We start from the raw sequence: 24234 nt of genomic DNA on the forward strand, positions 1-24234 counted from the left end.
GCGTATCCGTGGCCTAGGGTGATCACGCCGCGAGAGCGTCGCACCGAGGCCGCACAGCAAGAAGAGGTGACATGGTCGTCCACCGCACGCACACGCCCGTGATGTACCGGGTGGCCGCCGGGCTGCTGCGTGGCGCGATGCGCGTCGTGGCCCGCTACGAGGTGAGCGGTCTGGAGCACGTGCCCGAGCAGGGCGGCTTCCTCATCACCCCCAACCACATCTCGCACGTCGACCCCTTCCCGTGGGCGCACGTGCTCTACAACCGCGGCTACAGCCCGGTCTACCTGGCCAAGAGCACGCTCTTCGACACCCCGGTCGTCGGCTGGGTGCTGCGCCACGCCAAGCAGGTGCGCGTCGACCGCGAGACCTCCACCGCCGGCGCCGCCCTCGTCCATGCCGTCCGCGCCCTCGACGAAGGGGAGTGCGTCGTCGTCTATCCCGAGGGGTCGCTCACCCGCGACCCCGACCTGTGGCCCATGCGCGGCAAGACGGGGGCCGCGCGCCTGGCGCTGCAGTCCGGTGCGCCAGTGATCCCGGTCGCGCAGTGGGGCCCGCAGGAACTGTTGCCGCGCTACGCCAAGCGGCCTCGGCTGTCGCGTCACCGCCGACTCATGCGGGTGCGCTTCGGGCCGCCCGTCGACCTGGGCGACCTGCGTGACCAACCGCTGAACGCCCCGACGGTCACCGCTGCCACGGCGCGCATCATGGCGGCGATCACCACCGAGCTCGAGGTGCTGCGCGGTGAGCGTGCGCCCGCCGAGCGCTTCGACCCGAAAGCCCATGGCCTGCGCGTCACGGGCGACTACCGATCAGGAGAGCAATCGTGAGCCACATCGCAGTCTTCGGAGCCGGCAGCTGGGGCACCGCCTTCGCCTCGATCCTCGCCGACGGCGGCAACGACGTGCGGGTCTGGGGTCGACGCCCCGAGCTCGTCGAGCAGCTCAACCGCGGGGTCAACGACGACTACCTGCCGGGCGTGCAACTCCCGGATGGCATCAGCGCGTCGACGGACCCGGCCGAGGTCACCGAGGGCGCCGAGATCGTCATCCTGTCGGTGCCGTCGCAGTCGCTGCGCACCAACCTCACCGAGTGGGCGCCGCTCCTCGGCGACAAGATCGTCGTCTCGCTGATGAAGGGCATCGAGCTCGGCACGACGAAGCGGATGAGCGAGGTCATCCACGAGGTCGCCGGGGTCCCGGCCGAGCGGATCGGGGTCGTGAGCGGACCCAACCTCGCCCGAGAGATCGTCCAGCGCCAGCCCGCCGCCACGGTCGTCGCCTGCCCCGACGTCTCCGCCGCCGACCGGGTCGCCGCGGCCTGCTCGACGAGCTACTTCCGCCCCTACACGAGCCAGGACGTCGTCGGTGCCGAGCTCGGGGGAGCGGTCAAGAACGTCATCGCCCTCGCCGTCGGCATGGCCGCCGGCCTCGGCTTCGGCGACAACACCAAGGCCACGCTCATCACCCGGGGCCTGGCCGAGACCACCCGCCTGGCGATGGCCCTCGGCGCCGACCCCCGCACGATGGCCGGGCTGGCCGGCGTCGGTGACCTCATCGCGACGTGCATGTCGCCGCTCTCGCGCAACCACTCCTTCGGCGTCAAGCTCGGCGAGGGCCTGTCCGTCGCCGAGGTCACCGAGGTCACCAAGCAGACCGCCGAGGGTGTGAAGTCCTGCGCCTCGATCCTCGACCTCGCCCGCGCCCACGGCGTCGACGTGCCCATCACCGAGATGGTCAACCGCGTCGTCCACGAGGGCTTCGCCCCCGCCGACATGGTCGAGGTCCTGCTCGCCCGCGCCCGCAAGCACGAGACCGAGTAGCCCCCCGGTCCCCTCAGATCCGGTCGAGGGCCTGCTGCAGGTCGGCCCAGAGGTCGTCGACGTCCTCGACGCCGACCGACAGGCGCACCAGGCCGACGGGCACGGCCTCGGGCTCGCCGGGCTGGCGGCGGCGGCGCTCGAGCTGGGACTCGACGCCGCCCAGGCTCGTCGAGGGCGACCAGATGCGGGTGCCGGCCGCGAGGGCCTCGGCCGCGGCGGCGTCGTCGCCGTCACCGGCGACCTCGACCGAGACGATCGCTCCCCAGCCGGGGTAGCGCACCCGCGAGATCCGCGGGTGGGTGGCCAGACGCTCGGCGAGGTCGGCCGCATTGGCGCACGCCCGCTCCAGACGAAGGGAGAGCGTGCGCAGCCCGCGCAGGGCGAGCCAGGCCTCCATCGGTCCGGCGATCGCCCCACCGAGGGTGCGGTGGCGGGTGAGCCGGGCGTGCAGCTTCCGACCCGCGTCGGTGCCGGGGGTGACGGTCAGGCCGAGGATGACGTCGGAGTGCCCGGAGAGGTACTTCGTCGCCGAGTGCACGACGACGTCGACACCGTCCTCGAGCGGCCGCTGCAGCAGCGGCGTGGCGAAGGTGTTGTCGACGACGACGAGCGCCCCCGCCGCGTGCGCGGCCGCGGTCAGGCCGGCGATGTCGGCGACCTCGAGCAGCGGGTTGGACGGTGACTCCAGCCACAGCAGGTCCGCGCCGGGCAGGGCCGCGATCGTCGCGGCGCTGTCGGTGACGTCGACCCACCGCACGGCGAGCCGACCGTCGCGCTGCGCCTCGGTGAGCGTGACGACGACGCCGTTGTAGGCGGCCGCCGGTGCGACGACCGTGCCCCCCACGGGGACGAGCGAGAGCGCCGCCTGCACCGCGGCCATGCCGGAGGAGTAGAGGAGCGCGTCGCCCCCTTCGAGCTCGCCGACGGCCTCCTCGAAGGGGGTCCACGTCGGGTTGTCGACCCGCGCGTAGTTGACCGGCCCGTCCTGGATGTAGGTCGAGGTGAAGGTCACCGGCGGGTTGAGCGGCGCGCCCGGCACCCGCTCGGGCCGGCCGAGGGCGACGACCCGGGTGCGGGGGGAGAGGGGCTGCGCGGCGTCATGGTGCTCCATGGTGGCGAGGCTAGACGTTAGTCTCTCCCCGATGAGCAGCCAGTCCAGCCGCAAGCCCCGCGTCGCCGTCGTCTTCGGCGGGCGCTCCTCCGAGCACGCCGTCTCGTGCGCCACGGCCGCGGGCGTGCTGCGCGCGATCGACCGTGACGCCTACGACGTCGTGCCCGTCGGCATCACCCGCGAGGGCGCCTGGGTCCTGGCGAGCGACGACCCCGAGGCCCTGGCGCTCACGCCGGGCCACACCCCCGAGGTCACCGACACCGGCGCCGCCGTCATCCTCCCGACCCGCGTCGGCGACTCGACCCTCACGGTGCACCGCACCGGTCAGGCGCTCGAGGCGCTCGGCGAGGTCGACGTCGTCTTCCCGCTGCTGCACGGTCCCTACGGCGAGGACGGCACCCTCCAGGGCATGCTCGAGCTCGCCGACATCCGCTACGTCGGGTCCGGGGTCCTGGCCTCGGCGGCCGGCATGGACAAGCACTACATGAAGGTCGTCTTCGCGGGTGCCGGCCTGCCGGTCGGTCCCTACACGGTCATCACCGACGCCCAGTGGCGCCGGGACAAGGCCGCCGCGATGGACGCGGTCAACGCGCTGACCTTCCCCGTCTTCGTCAAGCCCTGCCGGGCCGGCTCGTCCATGGGCGTGTCCAAGGTCGACACCCCCGAGGGGCTCGAGGCAGCCATCGAGGCCGCCCGCGAGCACGACCTCAAGGTCATCGTCGAGTCCGGCATCGTCGGACGCGAGATCGAGTGCGCCGTCCTCCAGGGGCGGGGGCTCGATGCGCCGCGCACCTCGCTGCCGGGCGAGATCGTCGTCGAGGCCGGGCACGGGCACGACTTCTACGACTTCGAGGCCAAGTACCTCGACGAGGCCTCGGTCGTCCTCTCCTGCCCCGCCGACCTGCCCGCTGGTGCGGCCGACGAGGTCCGTCGCCTGGCCGCGGCCGCCTTCGAGTCGCTCGCCTGCGAGGGTCTGGCCCGTGTCGACTGCTTCGTCACCGAGCGCGGCGAGGTCGTCATCAACGAGATCAACACGATGCCCGGCTTCACGCCGCACTCGATGTACCCGCGCATGTGGGACGCCAGCGGCGTGGCCTACCCGCAGCTCGTCGACGAGCTCATCCAGCTCGCCCTCGAGCGGCCCGTCGGCCTGCGCTGACCCTCCCTTCTCCCGCATTGCCGTAGGACATTCACGGTTGAGGCTGCATTGCCCTACGGCAATGCGCGGTGAGGCCGCATTGCCGTAGGGCAATGCGGAGCGAGGAGGTGGCTCAGGCGCACTCGCGGCCGTTGGTCGGCAGCTCCTCGACGGCGTCGCTGAAGGCCGGCAGCAGCAGCGGCCCCGGGCCGTGCTCGTCGGGCACGATGACCTCGATCGCCGGGTCGTGCCCGTAGGTCGTCAGACGGGTCCCGTCGCCGAGCTCCTCGGCCACCCACCCGATCTCGTCGACGACGACGCACTGGTCCTGCGTCGGTCCCAGGGCGGGCATCCCGCACCGCGCGACGATCGCCGGGTCGCCCCACGCCCGCACGCCGGGGTCGGCCGGGTCGGTCTCGCGGACCTCGAGGTCGTTGAGCGTGGACGGCCAGTGCTTCGCCGCGGCGACGCACGGCGGGCTGTCGGCGGCGTCGGGCACGGCCACCTCGACCGCGCCGCCGCACCCGGCGAGCAGCAGGGGCACGGTGCAGCCCAGCGCGAGGAGGGCACGAGGTCGGCGGGTGGTGGGCACGGCCGGGAGGCTACCGTGCGGTGCTGACCCCCCTTCGCCTCGATGGAGCGTGACCGATGCCCGCGACCCGCCTGTCCGACCTGTCCGAGGCGGACCTCCTCGCCCGCCTCTTCCCGGTCTACGCAGGGGCGAAGGGCGGCGACGCCGACGTGGTCATCGGGCCGGGGGACGACGCCGCGGTGCTGGCCGCGCCGGGTGGTTCGGTGGTCCTCACGACCGACACGATGGTCCGGGGCCGTGACTGGCGTGACGACTGGTCGTCGCCGCACGAGGTCGGCCACAAGGCCGTCGTGCAGAACGTCGCCGACATCGCGGCGATGGGTGCCACGCCCACGGGGCTGCTCGTCGCGCTCGCCGCCGACCCGGCCATCGAGGTCGACTGGGCGCTCGGTCTGGCCGAGGGCATCGCCGCGGCCGCGCGCGAGGCCTCGGCGCCGGTCCTCGGCGGTGACCTGTCATCCGCCGGCCAGGGCACGGTCATGGTGGCGATCACCGCGGTCGGCGACCTCGGCGGTCGCGCCGCGGTCCGTCGCGACGGTGCCCGCCCCGGCGATGTCGTCGCGGTCTGCGGCACGCTCGGCCGCTCCGGGGGTGGGCTGCAGCTCCTCCTCGCCGATCGGGGGCGCACCCACGACGCCCCTGACCCGACTCCGGCCGACCGTGTCGTCCACGACCTGTGCCTGGCCCACCGGACCGCCGGTCGACCGCCGTGGGAGCAGGGCCCGGTCGCCGCCGACGCCGGCGCGACCTCGATGATCGACCTGTCCGACGGGCTCGTGCGCGACCTGGGTCGCATCGCCCGGGCGAGCGGGGTGGGTATCGAGCTGGACGGCGAGGCTCTGCGGGAGCACGCGGCCGGGCCGCTCACCGAGGCGCTCGGCGCCGACGAGGCGATGCGCCAGGTGCTGTCCGGGGGAGAGGAGCACTCGCTCGTGGCGACCTTCGCGCCGGGCGAGGTGCCGGCGGGCTGGCACCTGCTCGGTCGGTGCGCGGCCGGGGCGCCGGCGGTCCTCGTTGACGGGGCGGTGCCCGAGGTCACCGGGTGGGACCACTTCCGGGGGTGACCCCCTTCGTCCCGACGGCATCGGCCTCGGGCACGAAAAAGCCGCCGTCCCCGTGAAGGGGAGCGGCGGCGATGTCGTCAGGCTCGGGTCAGCGCTTGACCTTGCCGGCCTTGAGGCACGAGGTGCAGACGTTGAGACGCTTCGGGGTCACCCCGGCGTCGCCCACCTTGGCCCGAACGCGCTGGATGTTCGGGTTCCAGCGACGCTTGGTGCGGCGGTGCGAGTGCGAGATGGAGTGTCCGAAGGACGGTCCCTTGCCGCAGACGTCGCAGTTGGCAGCCACGGGTATCTCCTGTGTTCGTCAGTCAGTGAGTGGTGCGCCCGGGCTGTCCACCACGAAGGGGGGACCCGTCACCGGGCAACCGGTACAGAGTAGCCGAGGTGGGACCGCAGAGACAAAACGGCGTCACCCGGCCGTCTCGGTCCGTGCCACATCGTGCCGCACGCCCCGCCCAGGCGCACGTCTCCACTAACGTGACCGACGTGCTGGAGGTCCTCGACGTCGACTCTGTCCGCCGGTGGGTCGTCATGACCCGCGCGGCCCTCGCGGCGCGCCGCACCGAGATCGACGCGCTCAACGTCTACCCGGTGCCCGACGGCGACACCGGCACCAACATGTACCTCACCCTCGACGAGGCCCTCGCGGGTGCGATGCGCGAGCAGGAGGCCCTCGGGGTCGTCGGCGAGGCGCCGCTCGCGGTGGAGGCCGCGGTGATGTCGCGCTCCGCGCTGATGTCGGCCCGGGGCAACTCCGGCGTGATCCTCAGCCAGCTCGTGCGCGGCGTGAGCGAGGTCGTCTCCTCGGAGAGCCTCGACGAGGTCGACGCGGCTGCCGTCGGCCGGGCCGTGCGCCAAGGGGCACGACGGGCCCGCGAGAGCGTCGTGCGCCCGCAGGAGGGCACGATCCTCACCGTCGCCGATGCCACCGCCGACGCGGTCGAGGCGGTCCTCGTCGGGGGCGCCACCCTCGGTGAGGTGACCCGTGCCGCGGTCGAGGCAGCCCGGGCCGCACTGGCCCGCACCCCCGACCAGCTGCAGGTGCTGCGCGACGCCGGGGTCGTCGACGCCGGGGGAGCGGGCTACCTGCTCTTCGTCGAGGCGCTCGACCAGGTCGTCCACGAGCAGGGTGCGCCCACGCAGTACACCGTCGACGACTTCACCCTCAACCCCTCGCTCGAGCGGCGGCCCGACTGGTCCTCCTCCGGTGCCGGGGCGGTCACCGAGCCGGGGCGGCACGAGGGGCCGGCCTACGAGGTGATGTACCTCCTGCACGACGTCGCCGATGACGACGTGGCACGGCTGCGGCAGCGCCTCGACGAGATCGGCGACAGCGTCGTCGTCTCGACCGCGTGGGACCTCACCAACGTCCACGTCCACACCGACGACATCGGCGCCGCGCTCGAGGCCGGCCTGCTGTACGCCGCGCCACAGCGCGTCGCGGTGACCCTCCTCGAGACCGTCGACCGGGCGCCGCGGGCGGGCGTGTCGATCGTCGCGTGCGCCGCGGGCCCCGGCATCGCCCGGGTGCTCGAGGCCGCGGGCGCCGTCACGGTGCCCTCGGGCCCCGGGCGACGGGCCTCGGCGGGGGAGATCGTCGCCGCGGTGCGCGAGGCGGGCACCGACGAGGTCATCCTCCTGCCCAACGACCGCGACACCCGCCTGGCCGCCGATGCCGCGGCCCATGCCGCCGAGCAGGAGGGGCGCCGGGTGCACGTCATCGGCTCGGGCACTGCCGTGCAGGGGCTGGCCGCCGTCGCCGTGCACGACCCCACGCTGCCCACGCACCACAACGTCCTCGCGATGACCCATGCCGCGGCGGCGACCCGGCACGGCGCGCTGACGATCGCCGTCAAGGCCGGGCTGACGAGCGGCGGCATGTGTGCCGTCGGCGACGTCCTCGGCGTCGTGAGCGGCGACATCACGATCGTCGGGTCCGACGTCGACGAGGTGGCCCACGAGGTGCTCGACGGCATCCTCGCCCCCGGCACCGAGCTGGTGACGCTCGTCGTCGGTGCTGACGCGCCCGACGGTCTCGTCGGCCGGCTCGAGCGGTGGATCGAGGAGCGCCGTGACGGCATCGAGGTCCAGGTCGTCGACGGGGGGCAGCCGCACTACCTGCTCCTGCTCGGGGCCGAGTAGTGGCGACCGAGGAGACCAGGCTCAAGGGCCTGCTCGGAGGCCAGGCGGCGAGCAAGCTGGCCAAGCACCGCGACATCGAGACCGTCGGCGACCTGCTCGCCTTCGCGCCGCGTCGCTACCGCACCGCCGAGGCCGACCTCGGCCACCCCGCGGTCGGCGACTTCCTCGTGGCGGTCGCGAGGGTCGAGTCGGCGAGCACGCGGCAGATGGCCAAGCGCCGCGGGCGCATGCTTGAGGCGACGATCACCGACGGTCGTTCGCACATGAGGGTGACCTTCTTCGACGCGCGCGGTCACGAGCACAAGCTCGTCGCCGGCCGCGAGCTGCTCTTCGCGGGGACGGTCTCGCAGTTCCGCGGGCAGACGCAGCTGGCCCACCCCGGCTACGCCACGCTCGAGGAGGCGGCCGCCCTCGGCGAGCTCGGCGACGCCGACCACACCGGGCTCATCCCGATCTACCGGCACGTCCCCGGCGTCCACCCGTGGACCATCACCCGCTGCGTGCGGCTCGTCCTCGGCCAGCTCGACGGGGTCGTCGACACGATCCCTGAGATCCTGCGGAGCAAGCGCGACCTGCTCGACCGGGCCGGCGCCCTTCGCGCCCTGCACGCCCCACGCGACCACGGTGAGGTCGACGCGGCCCGTCGCCACCTGCGCTACGAGGAGGCCCTCGTCCTGCAGAGCCTGCTCGGGCAGCGTCGGATCGCCGCCGCGGCGGTGGCGACCCGGGGCCGCTCGGCGCGCGACGGCGGACTGCTCGCCGAGTTCGACGCGCGCCTGCCCTTCGAGCTGACCGCCGGCCAGCAGCAGGTGAGCGCCGAGATCCTCGGCGAGATGGCCCGGCCGACCCCGATGCAGCGGCTGCTGCAGGGCGAGGTCGGCTCCGGCAAGACCGTCGTCGCCCTGCGCGCCATGCTCGCCGCGGTCGACTCCGGCGGGCAGGCGGCCCTGCTCGCGCCCACCGAGGTGCTCGCGGCGCAGCACGCCGGCTCGATCCGCGCCATGCTCGGCGACCTCGCCGAGGCCGGGATGCTCGGCGGCGCCGAGCAGGCCACCCGGGTCACGCTGCTCACCGGCTCGATGTCGGCCGCCAGGCGCAAGCAGGCGATGCTCGACATCGCCTCCGGCGACGCCGGCATCGTCATCGGCACCCACGCCCTGCTCGAGGACAGGGTGACCTTCGCCGACCTCGCGCTCGTCGTCGTCGACGAGCAGCACCGCTTCGGCGTCGAGCAGCGCGACGCGCTGCGGGCGAAGGGGAGGACGCCTCCCCACGTGCTCGTCATGACCGCGACCCCGATCCCGCGCACCGTCGCGATGACCGTCTTCGGCGACATGGAGACCTCGACGCTGCGCGAGCTGCCACGAGGCCGGCAGCCGATCACGACGCACGTCGTCCCGACGCAGAAGCCCGGGTGGGTCGACCGGACGTGGCAGCGCGTCGCCGAGGAGGTCGCCGCCGGCCGGCAGGCCTATGTCGTCTGCCCGCGCATCGGCGGCGACGGCCCCGACGACCTCGACGGCATCGACCTCGTCGACGAGCACGGACCGGCCGACGACGAGGCCGACGGCGAGCGGGTCGAGGAGCCGGAGGCGCCCCAACGACCGCTCGCCGCCGTCGAGGAGGTCATCGAGACGCTGCGTGCCCACCCCGCCCTCGAGGGTCTGACCCTGGCCGCGCTCCACGGGCGGATGGCACCGGACGACAAGGACGCCGTCATGGCCGCCTTCAGCTCCGGCGGCATCGACGTGCTCGTCTCGACGACGGTCATCGAGGTCGGCGTCGACGTGCCCAATGCCTCGACGATGGTCATCCTCGACGCCGATCGCTTCGGCGTCTCGCAGCTGCACCAGCTGCGTGGCCGCGTCGGTCGCGGTGGCGACCCCGGCGTGTGCCTGCTCATGACGGCCACCGAGAGCGACGTGGCCGGGGAGCGTCTCGCGGCGGTCGCCCGCAGCTCCGACGGCTTCGAGCTGGCGCGGCTCGACCTCGAGCTGCGGCGGGAGGGTGATGTGCTCGGGCGGGCCCAGCACGGCGCTCGCAACCACCTGCAGCACCTGTCCGTGCTGCGCGACGAGGCGATCATCGAGCTGGCCCGTGAGGACGCCCAGGCGCTCCTCGCCGACGACCCCGAGCTCTCGGCCCACCCGCAGCTGCGTGCCCGGGTCGACGACTGGGCCGACGAGGAGCAGGCCGCCTACCTCGAAAAGGGGTGAGTCACCCCCCTTCGTCCTCGCGGGTGGTTGGTCCCCACGGCCGGCGATGGCGCATCATGGGTGCGTGACTCGGATCATCAGCGGCGAGGCCGGCGGGCGGCGACTGCGCACGCCCGCGGGCGACGGCACCCGGCCCACCACCGACCGTGTGCGCGAGGCGCTCTTCTCCTCGCTCGAGGCGCGCGGCGTCATCGACGGCGCCCATGTCATGGACCTCTACGCCGGCTCCGGGGCCCTCGGCCTCGAGGCCGCCAGCCGCGGCGCCGCGAGCGTGCTGCTCGTCGAGTCCGACCGCGGGGCGTCCGCGACGATCCGCGCCAACATCTCCGACCTCGGCGTCGCCGGGGCGCGGCTGCAGTCCTGCTCCGTCGAGCAGGCGCTCGACCGGCCGGCCTCGCTGATGTACGACCTCGTCCTCGCCGACCCGCCCTACGACGTCACCGAGGAGTCGCTCGGCGCGGTCCTCGAGATGCTCCTCGCCCACCAGTGGCTCGCGCAGGAGCCGGTCATCGTCATCGAGCGCTCGTCGCGCTCGCCGGAGCCGACCTGGCCCGACGGGATCGTCGCCGAGGGGTCGAAGTCCTACGGCGAGACGACCCTGTGGTTCGCGACCCGGGTCGCGCCCGACTACCAGATCTGAGCGCCCCGCATCCCACCGCGGGCCCGTGCATCCGGTAGGAATGGGGCCATGAGCGACTACACGATCCCGCGCCCGGCCGCTGGGGACATCACCGACCTCATCGCCGACGACCACCGGCTCTTCGAGGACCTCATGCGCGACATGCGTGATGTCAGCGCCGACCGCGACGGGGCCCGCAGCGCATTCGCCGCGCTGCTCATCGCGCACAGCGAGGCCGAGGAGGAGGTCGTCTACCCCAAGCTCGTCCGACGCGATGTCATCGAGGGCGAGGAGGAGCACCACGGGGAAAAGGAGCACGCCGCGACCAACGAGGCGCTGCTCCACCTGCTGCAGGCCAAGGGCACCGACACCCAGAAGTTCGACGACGCCGTGGAGGCGGTCGCCGAGGTGCTGAACCACCACATCGGCGAGGAGGAGCAGACCATCCTCAACCCGGCGCGCGAGGACGCCTCCGAGGAGCTGCGCCAGCAGCTGGGTGCCGACTGGGCCGCCCGACGCAACGAGCTGCTCGAGGACGGCGCCGGGTCGCTCGAGCAGGTCGAGTCGCTGGTGAAGCAGGCCTACGAGGACGGGCTCCTGCCCAACGACGACCAGCCGTCATGACGCGCGCTGTCTGCCCGGGCTCGTACGACCCGGTCACCGTCGGCCACGTCGACGTCTTCCGCCGGGCCGCCACGCTCTTCGACGAGGTCGTCGTGGCGATCCTGCACAACCCCGCCAAGCAGGGGACCTTCACCGTCGACGAGCGGGTCGCCCTCATCGAGGCGCAGGTGGCCGACCTCGACAACGTGCGGGTGCAAGCCTTCGCCAACCGGCTGATCGTCGACGTGTGCACCGAGCTCGAGGCCCGGGTGCTGCTCAAGGGCCTGCGCGGGGAGACCGACTTCTCCTACGAGTGGCCGATGGCGCTCATGAACCGTCATCTCACCGGTGTCGAGACCCTCTTCATCCCCGGCGACCCGCGCCACGAGCACGTCTCCTCCTCGCTGGTCAAGGAGGTCGCGCGCTTCGGCGGCGACGTCACCGGTCTCGTCTCCGACGAGGTGCGCGACGCCCTCGTCGAGCGTCTGCCCCGGCCCTGAGGCCCACTCCCTTCGTCGGTTTGGGACGAAGGGGGGATCGCCGGTAGTCTGGTGCGTCGGTCTACGTCGTCGTGTCGTGGACCGTTCTGTCGGAGACTGGAGCCATGAACCGCAACGCCCCCGCCTCGCCCTTGGTGCTCGACGCCAAGAACGTGGGCCGACGACCCGGGTCGATGCACGAAGTGTCTCTCCAGGCCGACGCACCCGCCGACTTCGGCACGGACGTGCTCACCGTCCCGCAGGGCCAGCCCATGGACCTGCAGGCGCGCATGGAGTCCGTGCACGAGGGCGTGCTGGTGAGCGGAACGGTCTCTGCCACGGCGACGGGTGCCTGCGTGCGGTGCCTGGACGAGATCGACCTGCCGGTCGACAGTTCGTTCCAGGAGCTGTTCGTCTGGCCCGATCGGGCGAAGCACCACCGCGAGGTGGACGCGGAGGCCGACGAGGAGGAAGAGCACCGGATCGAGGACGACATGATCGATCTCGAGCCGGTGCTGCGGGACGCGGTTCTGCCGAACCTGCCGTTCCAACCGGTGTGCCGGGACGACTGCCCGGGACTGTGCTCCGAGTGCGGAGCCAGGCTCGAGGACGACCCGGAGCACCACCACGAGCTGATCGACCCCCGGTGGGCGGCACTCGAGGCGCTTGCGCCTCTGGCCACCACGCCGGGGGATGAGGACAACGAAGAGAAGAGGAACTGACGTGGCCGTCCCGAAGCGGAAGATGTCGCGCTCCAACACCCGTAGCCGTCGGGCCAACTGGAAGGCGACGCCCACCGCGCTGTCGACCTGCCCGCAGTGCAAGTCGCCGGCGCCGGCCCACCAAGCCTGCCCGAGCTGCGGTACCTACAAGGGTCGCTACTACGCGACCGCGGACCGCACCGAGCACCAGGCCTGAGCCACCTGTCGCAATGAGCGACAGGACCTCACCGGAGCAGCGGCCCGCCGAGGAGCTCTCCCGATACCTCGTCGAGGTGACCGGAGAGCCCGTCGACGAGCCGCTGCTCACGCGTGCCCTCACCCACCGTTCCTACTCCTACGAGAACGGCGGACTGCCGCACAACGAGCGCCTGGAGTTCCTCGGCGACTCGGTGCTCGGCCTCGTCGTCACCGACCACCTGCACGGCGCTCACCCCGACCTCAGCGAGGGTGAGCTGGCCAAGCTGCGGGCGGCGGTGGTCAACATGCGTGCCCTCGCCGACGTCGGGCGCACCATCGGCCTGGGCGACTTCGTCATGCTCGGCAAGGGCGAGGAGAGCACCGGCGGTCGCGACAAGGACTCGATCCTCGCGGACACCGTCGAGGCGGTCATCGGCGCGGTCTACCTCTCCACGGCCAAACCCGGCGGTCTCGATGCCGCGAGCCGGCTGGTCCACTCCCTCCTGGACCCGCTGATGAAGCACTCCGCGACCCTCGGCGCGGGACTCGACTGGAAGACCTCGCTGCAGGAGGTCGCGGCGGCGCAGGACCTCGGCGCGGTCCAGTACCGCACGAGCGACGAGGGTCCCGACCACGACAAGACCTTCACCGCCGAGGTCCTCGTCGGTGAGCAGGTGCGCGGGCGTGGTGCCGGCCGCACCAAGAAGGTCGCTGAGCAGAAGGCAGCCGCCGACGCCTACGCGGCGCTCACGGCCGACCAGCCGGCCTGACGTGCCGGAGCTGCCCGAGGTCGAGGTCGTCCGTCGCGGCCTGGCCGACCACGTGAGTGGCCGCACCCTCGAGCACGTCGTCCTCACGGGGGAGCGGGTCGCGCGACGTCACGTGCCCGGGCCGCGTGACCTCGAGGACCGCCTCGCCGGGCGGGCGATCACCGGCGCCCACCGCCGGGGCAAGTACCTGTGGCTCTCCCTGGCCGACGCCCCCGACGCCGTCCCCGACGAGGGGCTGATCGTCCACCTCGGCATGAGCGGGCAGATGCTCGTCACCGATCCTGTCGACCCGCTGGCCAAGCACACGCACGGGCGTCTGGTCTTCACCGACGGCGGGCACGAGCTGCGCTTCGTCGACCAGCGCACCTTCGGCGGCTTCGCCCTGGCCGATCTCGTCGACGGAGTGCCGAGCACCGTCGCCCACATCGCGCTCGACCCCTTCGACCCGCGCTACGACCGCGACGCCGTCGTGCGCGACATCAAGCGCCGACGCAGCGGCATCAAGCGGGTCCTGCTCAACCAGACGGTCGTGTCGGGCATCGGCAACATCTACGCCGACGAGGCCCTGTGGCGGGCGGGGGTCCACGGGGAGCGGCTGGCCTCCTCGCTGACCAAGCCGGCCATCGCCCGGCTGCTCGACCATGCCCGCGACGTCATGGCGCAGGCACTCGACCAGGGCGGCACGAGCTTCGATGCGCTCTACGTCAACGTCAACGGCGCCTCGGGCTACTTCGACCGGTCGCTCGCCGCCTACGGCCAGGAGGGCCGCCCCTGTCCACGGTGTGGCACGACGATGCGTCGCGAGCAGTTCATGAACCGCAGCTCGACCAGCTGCCCCCGCTGCCAGGTGCGGCCGCGGGCGGCCCGGGGCTGACCCCCTTCGTCATGACCTGGGGGACATGCGACGTCAGGGGCGGGGAAGCTCCTTGAGCTGCACGGCCTTGCCGGTGTGCTTCTCGGAGAGGTCGGCGAAGGCCTGCCGGATCGTGGCGGCGTAGGTGTGCGCACCGCCGAGCGAGGGGTGGATGCCGTCGGACTGGAGGTCCTCGGCGCTCACCGCGGCGTCCCAGTCGGCGAGGGCGACGTTGGGGTGCTCGTCGGCGATCCGCTCGAGCGCGGCGTTGTCGTCGTCGATGCGGGAGAGGCGGTCGGCGTGGAGGTTGACGATGACGACCATGCGGTCGTCGCCGATCTCCTCGAGGATCTGCTCGACGGTGTCGGGATCGGTGCCGGCATTGGTGCCGAAGGCCAGGACCACGGCGCGGCGCAGCGAGTCGCCGGCGGACTCGACGGCTGACAGCCCCGCGGACCACTGGCGGTTGGAGCGGGCGTCGATCTGGATGCCGGGGAAGTAGTACTCGAGCGCGGGGACCGAGCCGACGACCATCGAGTCGCCGAAGACGTCGATCTCGTCGCCCTCGGGCATCGTGAAGCTCTTGGTCCCGGAGAAGGTCGGGGCCGGCTCGGTCTTGCGCGGGGCGGCCGCCTTGGCCTGGTTGGCCTCGATCGTGCGCTGCGTGCTCGTGCGGTCGGGGGCCGTGACGAGCACGACGGTGAGCACGAGCGCGGCGGCCAGGGCGGCGCCGGCGACGACCCGGCGCACTCGCACGGAGCGCAGGTGGGCGAAGGCGCCGAGGACGCGTCGCCCGCTCTCGCGGAAACCGAGCCGCCGCACCGGCGTCTCGACGAAGCGGTAGGACAGGTCGGCGAGGGCGAGCGTCACGACGACGGCCCACACCCGGGTCCAGACGAAGGGGGCGGTGCCGGCGTTGGTCGGGATGTCCTGGGCGATGATGAGGATGACCGGCCAGTGCCACAGGTAGATGCCGTAGGACCGCTGTCCGATCCACGTCAGCGGCGGCAGCTCGAGCACGGTCCGCAGGCGGCCGGGGCGCTCGACTGCCGCGAGCAGCAGTGCGGCCGTGGCCAGGGAGACGAGCGGGATCCCGAGCGAGAAGGTCCAGGCGTGCTCCTCGCCGGCCAGGAAGAACAGGGCGGCGATCGTCACGGCCGAGCCACCGATGACCCAACGCCGGCGGGAGCACCACACCGAGGAGGTCGTGTAGGCCCGCAGCGGGCCGGCCCAGACGATGGCCAGGGCGGCGCCGAGCATCAGCCCGAAGAGGTGGGTGTCAGTGCCGTAGTAGGCCCGGGTGGGGTTGGCCGCGTCGTAGGTCAGGGCCATCTTCAGCGCGGAGGCGACACCGACGCCGAGGACGAGGCTCGCGAGGACCCCCTCGGTGAGCGCGAAGCGCCGGTGCAGCGCGAGCAGGCCGAGCATCGCGAGGGGCCAGACGAGGTAGAACTGCTCCTCGACCGCGAGGCTCCAGAAGTTCATGAACAGCTGCGGGGAGGTCGCCGCGAAGTAGTTGGAGCCGCCGGCGATCTCGAGCCAGTTGGTCGAGAAGGTCAGCGCGCCGAGCGCCTGCCGGCGGATGCCGACGAGCAGGTCGGCCTCGACGGTGCGCGCGATGAGGACCGCGGCCGGCACGACGAGGAGCAGGGCGGGCAGCAGGCGGCGGGCCCGCCGGGTCCAGAAGCCGCGCAGGTCCACGCCGCCGGTCGAGCGGCGCTCGCGGACGAGCAGGGTCGTGATGAGGAAGCCGGAGATGACGAAGAAGACGTCGACCCCGAGGAAGCCGCCGGGTAGCCACGCGGGGTCGAGGTGGAAGACGACGACGGCGATGATCGCCAGGGCGCGCAGACCGTCGAGGCCCGCCAGGTGGCCACGCAGAGGCCGCCCCTGCGCCGACGTGGCGGCGGCGGGGGCGAGCGCGTCGGGCGCGGACGGGGCGTCGACGGTGGCGGAAGGCTGCTGACCCACGGGCACGACGCTAGGCACAAGCGGCGCCCGGGTGGGGGAGGCGCACCGTGCGGCCGGGTAGTTTCGCCCGCATGAGCAGCACGCAGCGCGCCACGTGGTTCGTCCGCGGTCGGGTCCAGGGGGTCGGCTTCCGCTGGTGGACCCGCTCCCGGGCCCTCGAGCTGGGCCTCGTCGGGCACGCCCGCAACACCGACGACGGGCGGGTCGAGGTCGTGGGGGAGGGTCCCCCTTCGTCCCTGGAGGGGCTCGACCGGCTGCTGCGGGAGGAGCCGTCGACGACGCGGCGCCCCGGCCACGTCACCTCGGTGGTGCGCCAGGACGCTCCGGCGAAGGGAGGGATCGCCGGCTTCGTCGAGAAGTGAGACGGCCCGTCGGGCGCCTGCCAGCGGTGACCTAACCTTGAGCGGGTGAGCGAGACACCCCCCGAGCTGCTGCGCCTGCGCCAGTCGATCGACAACATCGACGCGGCCCTGATCCACCTGCTGGCCGAGCGCTTCAAGGCAACCCAGAGCGTCGGGGTGCTCAAGGCGCGGATGGACCTGCCGCCCGCCGACCCGGCCCGCGAGGAGCGGCAGATCGCGCGGCTGCGCGACCTCGCCGACACCGCCGGTCTCGACCCGGTCTTCGCGGAGAAGTTCCTCACCTTCGTCATCGCCGAGGTCATCCACCACCACGAGCAGATCGCCCACGAGCAGGCCGCCGGCGAGCAGGGGGAGACCCGATGATCGAGCTGAAGACGCCCACCGAGATCGAGGCGATGCGCCCGGCCGGTCGGCTCGTGCGCGACGTGCTCGCCGCCCTCACCGAGGCCGCCGACGTCGGCGTCAACCTCCTCGAGCTCGACGCCCTCGCGCACCGCATGATCGACGCGGCCGGCGGGACCTCCTGCTACATCGACTACCACCCCTCCTTCGGGGCCAGCCCCTTCGGCAAGGTGCTGTGCACCTCGGTCAACGACGCCGTGCTGCACGGGCTGCCGCACGACTACCGGCTGCGTGACGGCGACCTGCTGTCGGTCGACTTCGCCGTCTCCGTCGGCGGCTGGGTCTGCGACGCGGCGAAGTCCTTCGTCGTCGGCACCCCCGACCCGCAGGACCTGCGGATCATCGACACGACCGAGCGCGCCCTGGCAGCCGGCATCGCGCAGGCCCGCGGCGGCAACAAGATGGGCGACATCAGCGCCGCCATCGCCGCCGTCGCGCGCGGCGAGGGCTACTCGATCAACACCCAGTTCGGCGGTCACGGCGTCGGCCGGGAGATGCACGGTGACCCGCACGTGTCCAACGACGGGCGCGCGGGCCGGGGCATCCCCCTTCGTCCCGGTCTCGTCATCGCCATCGAGCCGTGGTTCATGGCCGGCACCGACGAGATCCTCACCGATCCCGACGGGTGGACCCTGCGCAGCGCCGACGGCTCCCGCGGGGCGCACAGCGAGCACACGGTCGCCATCACCGACGGCGACCCGCTCATCCTCACAGCCTGACGGCCAGCTCAAGCGTCATGAAGACGCTGTTGGGGTCCTCCCGGTACCTACCGAAGGGAGGGCACGGGCCGAATCCGTGCCGCCCGTACAGCGCACGCGCCGGGGCGAAGAAGTCCATGCTCCCCGTCTCGAGGGAGACCCGGGTGACCTCGCGCGCCCGCGCGTCGGCGAGGGCATGCTGCAGGAGCGCACCGGCGACCCCGTGACCGCGCAGGTCGGGTGCGGTGCGCATGCTCTTCAGCTCCTCGTGCCCGGGCGTCAGCGGCGCGAGGGCTACCGTCCCGGCGAGCGCGCTGCCGAGGTGCCCGATCCACACGCGCACCCCACCGGTCTGCAACCCCGAGAGGTCCAGGGCGTGACGGCTTTCCGGAGGGGCGGTGGGCTCCATCTCGCGCAGGTGCTCGGAGAGGAAGGCCGGGAGCCGAGGGTCGTCCCAGTCGGCCGGGGAGATGGTGAGGTTCACCTGGGCGAGTCAACCACCGTGCGCGCTTTCCCTGGGTGTGATGCGGCCGGAAAGTAGAGTGGCCCGCACTGGCCGGCCCACACCCGCCCCAACCCGACCACCGTCTGCCCGAGGAGCGCCCCGCTCGTGTACGTCAAGAGCCTCACCCTCAAGGGCTTCAAGTCGTTCGCCTCGGCGACCCACATGCGGCTCGAGCCGGGCATCACGTGCATCGTCGGGCCCAACGGCTCGGGCAAGTCCAATGTCGTCGACGCGCTCGCCTGGGTCATGGGGGAGCAGGGGGCCAAGTCCCTGCGCGGCGGCAAGATGGAGGACGTCATCTTCGCCGGCACCACGGGTCGTGCGGCCCTGGGCCGCGCCGAGGTGACGATGACGATCGACAACTCCGACGGCGCGCTGCCGATCGACTACACCGAGGTGACGATCAGCCGCACGATGTTCCGCAACGGCGGCTCGGAGTACGCGATCAACGGCACCTCGTGCCGGCTGCTCGACATCCAGGAGCTGCTCTCCGACTCCGGCATCGGTCGCGAGATGCACGTCATCGTCGGGCAGGGGCAGCTCGACGCCGTGCTGCGCGCGACGCCCGAGGAGCGACGTGGCTTCATCGAGGAGGCCGCCGGCGTCCTCAAGCACCGCAAGCGCAAGGAAAAGGCGATCCGCAAGCTCGAGGGGATGGAGGCCAACCTCTCGCGCGTCGCCGACCTGACGACCGAGATCCGTCGCCAGCTCGGGCCCCTCGGCCGTCAGGCCGAGACCGCGCGCAAGGCCGCCGTCATCCAGGCCGACGCCCGCGACGCCCGCCACCGCCTCCTTGCCGATGACCTCGTGCGCATGACCTCCGCCCTCCAGCAGGAGGTGGCCGACGAGCAGGCGATGCTCGAGCGCCGCAAGGTCCTCGAGCAGGCGGTGCTCGCCGCCCGCACCCGCATCACCGAGCACGAGGAGGCCGGTGCCTCGGCGGCCGCCGAGCTGGCCGCCGCCCAGCAGCGGGCCGTGCGCCTGGCCTCGCTCACCGACAAGCTGACCGCGACCGCGTCGCTCGCCGCCGAGCGCGTGCGCCTGCTCGGGCAGGACGAGGAGGTCGAGACGACGAGCGGCCGTGACCCGGAGGCGCTGCGCGAGCAGGCCGCCCGGGCCCGCGCCGACGAGGAGGAGCTGCGCGCCGACATCGCCCGCGTCGGCGAGGAGCTCGCCGCGGCCGTCGCCGCCCGCGAGGCCGCCGAGCGCGCGCACGCGGCGGAGCAGCAGCGCATCGCCGCCCTGGCCCAGCGCGCCGCCGACCGCCGCGAGGGCCTGGCCCGGCTCGCCGGGCAGGTCGGGGCCCGACGCTCCCGCATCGAGGCGCGCGAGGCCGAGGTCGGCCGCCTCGAGGAGGTCGTGGCCACCGCTCTCGCCCGAGCCGACGAGGCCGACCGTGAGTTCACCCGGCTCGAGGGCACCATCGCCGACGAGGAGGGCAGCGAGGAGGGGCTCGACGAGGTCTACGAGCGCGCTGCCGAGGCCCATGACGCCGCCGAGGCCGAGGTCGAGCGGATCGTCGAGGCCGGCCGGGTCGCCGACCGCGACCGACAGTCCGCGCAGGCCCGTCTCGAGGCGCTCGAGCTCAGCCTGCGCCGCAAGGACGGCGTCGAGGCCCTGCGCGAGGCCGCCGAGGACGAGCACGAGATCCTCGGCTCGGTCGCCGAGCTGGTCACGGTGACCGGGGGCCACGAGGCCGCCGTTGCCGCCGCACTCGACCAGGCCGGCAATGCCCTCGCCCTCGGCAGCATCGATGCCGCTGCCCGGGCCGTCGAGCGGCTGCGCACCGACGACGCCGGCCGCGCGACGCTCGTCGTCGGGGCAACCGCACGCCCCTCCGACCGGACCGCGTGGCCCTCGCTGCCGGCAGGCGCCGTGTGGGCGCTCGACGTCGTCACCGCACCCGAGAGCGTGCGACCCGCCGTCGAGCAGGTGCTCGAGCGGGTCGCCCTCGTGGCCGACACCCCGGCCGCCCTGGCCCTGCTCGACGAGGTCGGCGACCTCACGGCGGTGACGGAGGAGGGCGACGTCTACGGGCCGGGCTTCGTGCGCGGTGGCTCGAGTGCCGCACCGAGCCTGCTCGAGCTGCAGGCCGCCGTCGACGAGACCCGCGAGGTGCTGCTCGACGCCACCCGGCGCAGCGAGGAGTCGACCTTTGCGCTGACCTCCGCCCGGGCGACGCTCGCCGAGCGGGTCGAGGCCCGTGACGCGGCCATGGAGGCCCTCCACGAGTCCGACGCGCGGATGGCCGCGGTCGCGGAGCAGCTCGGGGGTCTGGGCACGACCACGCGCACGGCCCGGGCCGAGGCCGAGCGCACCCGCGCCAAGATCGCCGACGTCACCACCGCGCTCGATGCCGATCGCACCGAGCTCGCCGAGCTCGAGCAGCGGCTCGAGGACGCCTCGTCCGAGCCCACCGACGACGACGGTGACGACGCGACCGACGACCGCGAGCGGCTGGAGCTCGAGGCCAGCTCGGCCCGCACCGCCGAGACCGAGGTGCGTCTCTCCCTTCGCACCAAGGAGGAGCGCGCCCGCTCCCTGCACGGTCGCGCCGAGTCCCTCGAGGGTGCCGCCCGCAACGAGATCGCCGCTCGCGAGCGCCTGCGCGCCCGTCGTGAGCGTCGGCGTCGTGAGGCCGAGGTCGCTGCCGCCGTCGAGACCGCGGCGACGTGGTCGGCCGAGCGGACGGCAGCGGCCGCGACGGTCGCGGCGCAGCAGCGTGACGCGGGCGAGGCCGCGCGCGCCGAGCGCGACGAGGCCCTGCGCGGCCTGCGCACCGAGCTCACCGAGCAGCAGGACGCCCTGCGCGAGCTCACCGACGAGGTCCACCGTGACGAGGTGGCCCGGGCCCAGCAGATTGCGAAGATCGAGCAGCTGCAGACCAAGGCCATCGAGGAGCTCGGGATGGACCCCGACGTCCTCATGGAGGAGTACGGCCCGCACCAGCTCGTGCCGCACGTCGCGGGCCCCGACGAGGACCCGGAGGCCGAGGACTTCCCCGAGCCGCAGCCCTACGTGCGTGAGCTGCAGGAAAAGCGCCTGCGGACCGCAGAGCGGGGGCTGAAGTCCCTGGGCAAGGTCAACCCCCTGGCGCTCGAGGAGTTCGCGGCGCTCGAGGAGCGGCACACCTTCCTCACCACGCAGCTGGAGGACCTGCGCCAGTCGAAGAAGGACCTGCTCGACATCGTCGCCGAGATCGACGAGCGGGTCGAGCAGGTCTTCTCCGAGGCCTTCGCCGACACCGCCGAGCAGTTCGAAGGGGTGTTCTCGCGCCTCTTCCCCGGCGGCGAGGGGCGCCTCGTGCTCACCGACCCCGGCAACATGCTCACCACGGGCATCGAGGTCGAGGCCCGCCCCCCGGGTAAGAAGGTCAAGCGCCTGTCGCTGCTCTCCGGTGGCGAGCGCTCGCTCGTGGCCGTCGCCCTGCTCGTGTCGATCTTCAAGGCACGGCCCTCGCCCTTCTACATCATGGACGAGGTCGAGGCCGCCCTCGACGACACCAACCTCGGGCGCCTGATCATGCTCTTCGAGGAGCTGCGCGACTCCAGCCAGCTCATCGTCATCACGCACCAGAAGAAGACGATGGAGGTGGCCGACGCCCTCTACGGCGTCTCGATGCGCGGCGACGGCATCACCACCGTCGTCAGCCAGCGGCTGCGTGACGTGGCCCCCGCCGACGAGCAGGCCCAGCCGGCCTGAAGCGGATGCTGCCCGGTTCCTGACGCCGGATTCAGCCTTCGGGACTCCCGGCGGGTCGAGTTGAGCCGGTCGCCCGCACGGGGGAGCATGGGGCCATGACCGCCATGATCGTGGGCCTGCTGGTCTGCCTCGCCCTGTCCGTCGCCGTGATGGGGCTCGTCGCAGTGCCCGCCCGCCGTGAGGGGCGCGAGATCCTCACCGCCCGCGGGGAGCGCGTCGTGGTCAAGGTCCGTGAGAGCGCCGACGGCGCCGCGAGCCGCACGTCCGGCCTGATCTCGAGCGCGAGCCCCGGCAAGCGCAAGGCCTCATGAGCGGCGACCTCGACCAGCTGAGCATCCGCGGGGCCGTCGACGAGGAGGTCCGTCCCCAGGACGACCTCTTCGGCCACGTCAACAACCACTGGCTGCGGTCGGTGGAGATCCCGGCCGACCGGGGCCGCTACGGCGTCTTCGACGTGCTGCGCGAGCGCGCCGAGCGCGATGTGCGCGTCCTCATCGACGAGGTCGCGGCGTCCGTCGAGTCCGGCGAGGCCGATGTCCCGGTGTCCGCCAAGGTGGGCGGCCTCTACCGCTCCTTCATGGACGAGGCCCGTGCCGACGAGCTGGGCGTCGAGCCGATCCGCGACCTGCTCGCCGCCGTCGACGCGGTGACGAGCGTGCCCGACCTCGTCGGGCTCACAGGACGGCTGGCCCGCGACGGGGTGAGCGGCTTCGTCCTCCCCTTCGTCAACACCGACGACAAGGACTCCTCCCGCTACGTGCTCTACCTCGAGCAGGGTGGTCTGGGGCTGCCCGACGAGTCCTACTACCGCGAGGAGCAGCACGAGGCGGCCCTTGCGGCCTACCGCGAGCACGTCGCGCGCCTGCTCGTCCTGGCCCTGGAGCTCGACGAGGAGGCCGCGGCCGAGACCGCGGGCCGCGTCGTCGAGCTCGAGACCCGTCTGGCCGGGGAGCACTGGGACCGCGTCACCAACCGCGACCCGCTCAAGACCTACACCCTCGTCGACGCCGCCGGGCTCACCGAGCTCGCCCCGGCCGTCGACTGGAGCGCCTGGGCCAGCGGCCTGGGGGCGGCGACCCCCTTCGCCGAGGTCGTCGTGCGCCAGCCCGACTTCCTGCGCGGGCTCTCGACCGCCCTCGACACGGTCGACCTCGCGACCTGGCAGGACTGGCTGCGGCTGCGCATCGTCCAGGCGCACGCGGCCTACCTCGACGCCGACATCGTCGCCGCCGAGTTCGACTTCGTCGGTCGCACGCTCTCCGGCATCCCCGACCAGCGTGCCCGCTGGAAGCGCGGCGTCTCGCTCGTCGACGCCTCCCTCGGCGAGGCCGTCGGCCGGCTCTACGTCGAGCGGCACTTCCCGCCGGCGGCGCGCGAGCGGATGGGGGAGCTCGTCGACAACCTCGTCGAGGCCTTCCACCGCTCCTTCGCGCAGTCCTCGTGGATGAGCGAGGCGACGCAGACCGAGGCCGCCGCCAAGCTCGAGGCCTTCACCCCCAAGATCGGGCACCCGCAGTCGTGGCGCGACTACTCGCAGCTCGAGATCGCCGCCGACGACCTCGTCGGCAACGTCCGCCGCGTCGCGGCCTTCGAGGTGGACCGCGCGCTGGGCAAGCTCGGCGGCCCGGTCGACCGCGACGAGTGGTTCCTCACCCCGCAGACGGTCAACGCCTACTACAACCCCGGGCTCAACGAGATCGTCTTCCCGGCGGCCATCCTGCAACCGCCCTTCTTCGACGCCGACGGCGACGACGCCGACAACTACGGCGGTATCGGCGCGGTCATCGGCCACGAGATCGGGCACGGGTTCGACGACGCCGGCTCGACCTTCGACGGGCAGGGCAACCTCCGCGACTGGTGGACCGAGGCCGACCGAGCGGCCTTCGAGGAGCGTCGCGACGCGCTCATCGCGCAGTTCGACCGCTACTCGACGCGCCACGCACCCGGCCACACGGTCAACGGCGCGCTGACCGTCGGCGAGAACATCGGCGACATCGGCGGTCTGGCCATCGGCCACGCCGCCTACCGGATCGCCGTCGGCGACGCGGCCGAGCAGGTCGGCGACGACGGGCTGACCGGCGACCAGCGCTTCTTCAGCAACTGGGCCCGGGTCTGGTGCGGTGACGCCCGGCCCGAGGAGGCCGTGCGGCTGCTCTCGATCGACCCGCACAGCCCGCAGGACGTCCGCGCCAACGCCGTGCGCAACATCGACGCCTTCCACGAGGCCTTCGGCACCGCCGAGGGCGACGAGATGTGGCTCGACCCGCAGCAGCGGGTCTCGCTCTTCTGAGG

24 protein-coding genes are annotated in these 24234 nt (G+C 72.9%); 19 read left to right on the forward strand and 5 right to left on the reverse strand.

Annotated features, from left to right (window positions below; translation table 11 throughout):
* The first annotated feature begins 71 nt into the window (after positions 1 to 71).
* Both H7A72_RS04730 and H7A72_RS04735 read left to right on the forward strand, forming a co-directional pair.
* Positions 72 to 827, forward strand: a complete 756-nt coding sequence (locus H7A72_RS04730; RefSeq protein ID WP_084449444.1) for a 1-acyl-sn-glycerol-3-phosphate acyltransferase — start codon at positions 72 to 74, stop codon at positions 825 to 827.
* A complete protein-coding gene (locus H7A72_RS04735) occupies positions 824 to 1819 on the forward strand; it encodes an NAD(P)H-dependent glycerol-3-phosphate dehydrogenase (protein ID WP_084449445.1) in 996 nt (331 codons plus the stop codon). The genes H7A72_RS04730 and H7A72_RS04735 overlap by 4 nt, the downstream gene beginning before the upstream one ends.
* Before the next feature lie 13 nt (positions 1820 to 1832).
* Here H7A72_RS04735 and H7A72_RS04740 read toward each other — a convergent pair whose 3' ends face one another.
* On the reverse strand, positions 1833 to 2930 hold the full coding sequence (locus H7A72_RS04740) for a PLP-dependent aspartate aminotransferase family protein (RefSeq protein WP_185221814.1): 1098 nt from the start codon (positions 2928 to 2930) through the stop codon (positions 1833 to 1835).
* Positions 2931 to 2961: 31 nt separating this feature from the next.
* Here H7A72_RS04740 and H7A72_RS04745 point away from each other — a divergent pair, with 31 nt between their 5' ends.
* Positions 2962 to 4089 carry a D-alanine--D-alanine ligase family protein gene (locus H7A72_RS04745; protein ID WP_185221815.1) on the forward strand — a complete coding sequence of 376 codons (1128 nt, stop codon included), beginning with the start codon at positions 2962 to 2964 and terminating at the stop codon, positions 4087 to 4089.
* Positions 4090 to 4201: 112 nt separating this feature from the next.
* Here the strand turns inward: H7A72_RS04745 and H7A72_RS04750 are convergent, their stop codons facing one another.
* The gene (locus tag H7A72_RS04750) at positions 4202 to 4660 is read right to left on the reverse strand and encodes a DUF3515 family protein (protein ID WP_185221816.1); all 459 of its coding nucleotides are present in this window, start codon (positions 4658 to 4660) and stop codon (positions 4202 to 4204) included.
* A gap of 56 nt (positions 4661 to 4716) precedes the next feature.
* Between H7A72_RS04750 and thiL the strand changes: the two genes are divergently transcribed.
* Positions 4717 to 5724: a thiamine-phosphate kinase gene (thiL, locus tag H7A72_RS04755; protein ID WP_185221817.1), complete on the forward strand. Its 1008-nt coding sequence runs from the start codon at positions 4717 to 4719 to the stop codon at positions 5722 to 5724.
* An 88-nt stretch (positions 5725 to 5812) separates the two neighbouring features.
* Here thiL and rpmB read toward each other — a convergent pair whose 3' ends face one another.
* Positions 5813 to 6007: a 50S ribosomal protein L28 gene (gene rpmB, locus H7A72_RS04760; RefSeq protein ID WP_007927862.1), complete on the reverse strand. Its 195-nt coding sequence runs from the start codon at positions 6005 to 6007 to the stop codon at positions 5813 to 5815.
* 191 nt (positions 6008 to 6198) lie between these two features.
* Here rpmB and H7A72_RS04765 point away from each other — a divergent pair, with 191 nt between their 5' ends.
* The 9 genes from H7A72_RS04765 to mutM all read left to right on the forward strand — a co-directional run bounded on the left by H7A72_RS04765 (position 6199) and on the right by mutM (position 14323).
* The gene (locus H7A72_RS04765) at positions 6199 to 7863 is read left to right on the forward strand and encodes a DAK2 domain-containing protein (protein WP_223277781.1); all 1665 of its coding nucleotides are present in this window, start codon (positions 6199 to 6201) and stop codon (positions 7861 to 7863) included.
* On the forward strand, positions 7863 to 10079 hold the full coding sequence (locus H7A72_RS04770; protein ID WP_185221818.1) for an ATP-dependent DNA helicase RecG: 2217 nt from the start codon (positions 7863 to 7865) through the stop codon (positions 10077 to 10079). The genes H7A72_RS04765 and H7A72_RS04770 overlap by 1 nt, the downstream gene beginning before the upstream one ends.
* Before the next feature lie 64 nt (positions 10080 to 10143).
* Positions 10144 to 10719, forward strand: a complete 576-nt coding sequence (gene rsmD, locus H7A72_RS04775) for a 16S rRNA (guanine(966)-N(2))-methyltransferase RsmD (RefSeq protein WP_072624104.1) — start codon at positions 10144 to 10146, stop codon at positions 10717 to 10719.
* Positions 10720 to 10767: 48 nt separating this feature from the next.
* Positions 10768 to 11322 carry a hemerythrin domain-containing protein gene (locus H7A72_RS04780; RefSeq protein WP_084449452.1) on the forward strand — a complete coding sequence of 185 codons (555 nt, stop codon included), beginning with the start codon at positions 10768 to 10770 and terminating at the stop codon, positions 11320 to 11322.
* Positions 11319 to 11801, forward strand: coding sequence for a pantetheine-phosphate adenylyltransferase (gene coaD / locus H7A72_RS04785; RefSeq protein ID WP_084449453.1), 483 nt, complete (start codon positions 11319 to 11321; stop codon positions 11799 to 11801). Before H7A72_RS04780 ends, coaD begins: the two co-directional genes overlap by 4 nt.
* Before the next feature lie 104 nt (positions 11802 to 11905).
* Positions 11906 to 12502, forward strand: coding sequence for a DUF177 domain-containing protein (locus tag H7A72_RS04790; RefSeq protein ID WP_185221819.1), 597 nt, complete (start codon positions 11906 to 11908; stop codon positions 12500 to 12502).
* 1 nt (position 12503) lies between these two features.
* A complete protein-coding gene (gene rpmF, locus H7A72_RS04795; RefSeq protein WP_007927847.1) occupies positions 12504 to 12698 on the forward strand; it encodes a 50S ribosomal protein L32 in 195 nt (64 codons plus the stop codon).
* A 13-nt stretch (positions 12699 to 12711) separates the two neighbouring features.
* Positions 12712 to 13449, forward strand: coding sequence for a ribonuclease III (rnc, locus tag H7A72_RS04800; protein ID WP_084449455.1), 738 nt, complete (start codon positions 12712 to 12714; stop codon positions 13447 to 13449).
* Position 13450: 1 nt separating this feature from the next.
* The gene (gene mutM / locus H7A72_RS04805) at positions 13451 to 14323 is read left to right on the forward strand and encodes a bifunctional DNA-formamidopyrimidine glycosylase/DNA-(apurinic or apyrimidinic site) lyase (protein ID WP_185221820.1); all 873 of its coding nucleotides are present in this window, start codon (positions 13451 to 13453) and stop codon (positions 14321 to 14323) included.
* A 33-nt stretch (positions 14324 to 14356) separates the two neighbouring features.
* On the opposite strand, the gene H7A72_RS04810 is transcribed toward mutM, so the two are convergent.
* Positions 14357 to 16273 carry an acyltransferase family protein gene (locus H7A72_RS04810; protein ID WP_185221821.1) on the reverse strand — a complete coding sequence of 639 codons (1917 nt, stop codon included), beginning with the start codon at positions 16271 to 16273 and terminating at the stop codon, positions 14357 to 14359.
* 71 nt (positions 16274 to 16344) lie between these two features.
* Here H7A72_RS04810 and H7A72_RS04815 point away from each other — a divergent pair, with 71 nt between their 5' ends.
* The 3 genes from H7A72_RS04815 to map are packed head-to-tail and all read left to right on the forward strand — an operon-like array spanning position 16345 to position 17756.
* Complete coding sequence (locus H7A72_RS04815) at positions 16345 to 16635, forward strand: acylphosphatase (protein ID WP_072624111.1); 291 nt, start codon at positions 16345 to 16347, stop codon at positions 16633 to 16635.
* A gap of 45 nt (positions 16636 to 16680) precedes the next feature.
* On the forward strand, positions 16681 to 16998 hold the full coding sequence (locus H7A72_RS04820) for a chorismate mutase (RefSeq protein WP_072624112.1): 318 nt from the start codon (positions 16681 to 16683) through the stop codon (positions 16996 to 16998).
* Positions 16995 to 17756 carry a type I methionyl aminopeptidase gene (gene map / locus H7A72_RS04825; protein ID WP_084449458.1) on the forward strand — a complete coding sequence of 254 codons (762 nt, stop codon included), beginning with the start codon at positions 16995 to 16997 and terminating at the stop codon, positions 17754 to 17756. The genes H7A72_RS04820 and map overlap by 4 nt, the downstream gene beginning before the upstream one ends.
* Here the strand turns inward: map and H7A72_RS04830 are convergent.
* The gene (locus tag H7A72_RS04830) at positions 17746 to 18219 is read right to left on the reverse strand and encodes a GNAT family N-acetyltransferase (protein ID WP_143445378.1); all 474 of its coding nucleotides are present in this window, start codon (positions 18217 to 18219) and stop codon (positions 17746 to 17748) included. The two genes, map and H7A72_RS04830, sit on opposite strands and share 11 nt — an antisense overlap.
* Positions 18220 to 18345: 126 nt before the next feature.
* On the opposite strand from H7A72_RS04830, the gene smc reads away from it, so the two are divergent.
* From smc to H7A72_RS04845, 3 genes are all read left to right on the forward strand, one after another.
* Entirely contained in the window at positions 18346 to 21942 is a 3597-nt protein-coding gene (gene smc, locus H7A72_RS04835) for a chromosome segregation protein SMC (protein WP_185221822.1), read from the forward strand.
* 95 nt (positions 21943 to 22037) lie between these two features.
* Complete coding sequence (locus tag H7A72_RS04840; protein ID WP_072624116.1) at positions 22038 to 22253, forward strand: hypothetical protein; 216 nt, start codon at positions 22038 to 22040, stop codon at positions 22251 to 22253.
* Positions 22250 to 24232: a M13 family metallopeptidase gene (locus H7A72_RS04845; protein WP_084449460.1), complete on the forward strand. Its 1983-nt coding sequence runs from the start codon at positions 22250 to 22252 to the stop codon at positions 24230 to 24232. Before H7A72_RS04840 ends, H7A72_RS04845 begins: the two co-directional genes overlap by 4 nt.
* Positions 24233 to 24234 lie beyond the last annotated feature (2 nt).

Origin of the sequence: Janibacter sp. YB324, assembly GCF_014217915.1 — a bacterium.
In the GTDB taxonomy this organism is placed as follows: Bacteria; Actinomycetota; Actinomycetes; order Actinomycetales; family Dermatophilaceae; genus Janibacter; species Janibacter indicus.

Coding starts and splice junctions, on each gene's coding strand:
- H7A72_RS04730 (WP_084449444.1), top strand. CDS start 72: ATGGTCGTCCACCGCACGCACACGCCCGTGATGTACCGGGTGGCCGCC.
- H7A72_RS04790 (WP_185221819.1), top strand. CDS start 11,906: ATGAACCGCAACGCCCCCGCCTCGCCCTTGGTGCTCGACGCCAAGAAC.
- H7A72_RS04745 (WP_185221815.1), top strand. CDS start 2,962: ATGAGCAGCCAGTCCAGCCGCAAGCCCCGCGTCGCCGTCGTCTTCGGC.
- coaD (WP_084449453.1), top strand. CDS start 11,319: ATGACGCGCGCTGTCTGCCCGGGCTCGTACGACCCGGTCACCGTCGGC.
- H7A72_RS04845 (WP_084449460.1), top strand. CDS start 22,250: ATGAGCGGCGACCTCGACCAGCTGAGCATCCGCGGGGCCGTCGACGAG.
- H7A72_RS04840 (WP_072624116.1), top strand. CDS start 22,038: ATGACCGCCATGATCGTGGGCCTGCTGGTCTGCCTCGCCCTGTCCGTC.
- rnc (WP_084449455.1), top strand. CDS start 12,712: ATGAGCGACAGGACCTCACCGGAGCAGCGGCCCGCCGAGGAGCTCTCC.
- H7A72_RS04740 (WP_185221814.1), bottom strand. CDS start 2,930: ATGGAGCACCATGACGCCGCGCAGCCCCTCTCCCCCCGCACCCGGGTC.
- thiL (WP_185221817.1), top strand. CDS start 4,717: ATGCCCGCGACCCGCCTGTCCGACCTGTCCGAGGCGGACCTCCTCGCC.
- map (WP_084449458.1), top strand. CDS start 16,995: ATGATCGAGCTGAAGACGCCCACCGAGATCGAGGCGATGCGCCCGGCC.
- H7A72_RS04780 (WP_084449452.1), top strand. CDS start 10,768: ATGAGCGACTACACGATCCCGCGCCCGGCCGCTGGGGACATCACCGAC.
- H7A72_RS04815 (WP_072624111.1), top strand. CDS start 16,345: ATGAGCAGCACGCAGCGCGCCACGTGGTTCGTCCGCGGTCGGGTCCAG.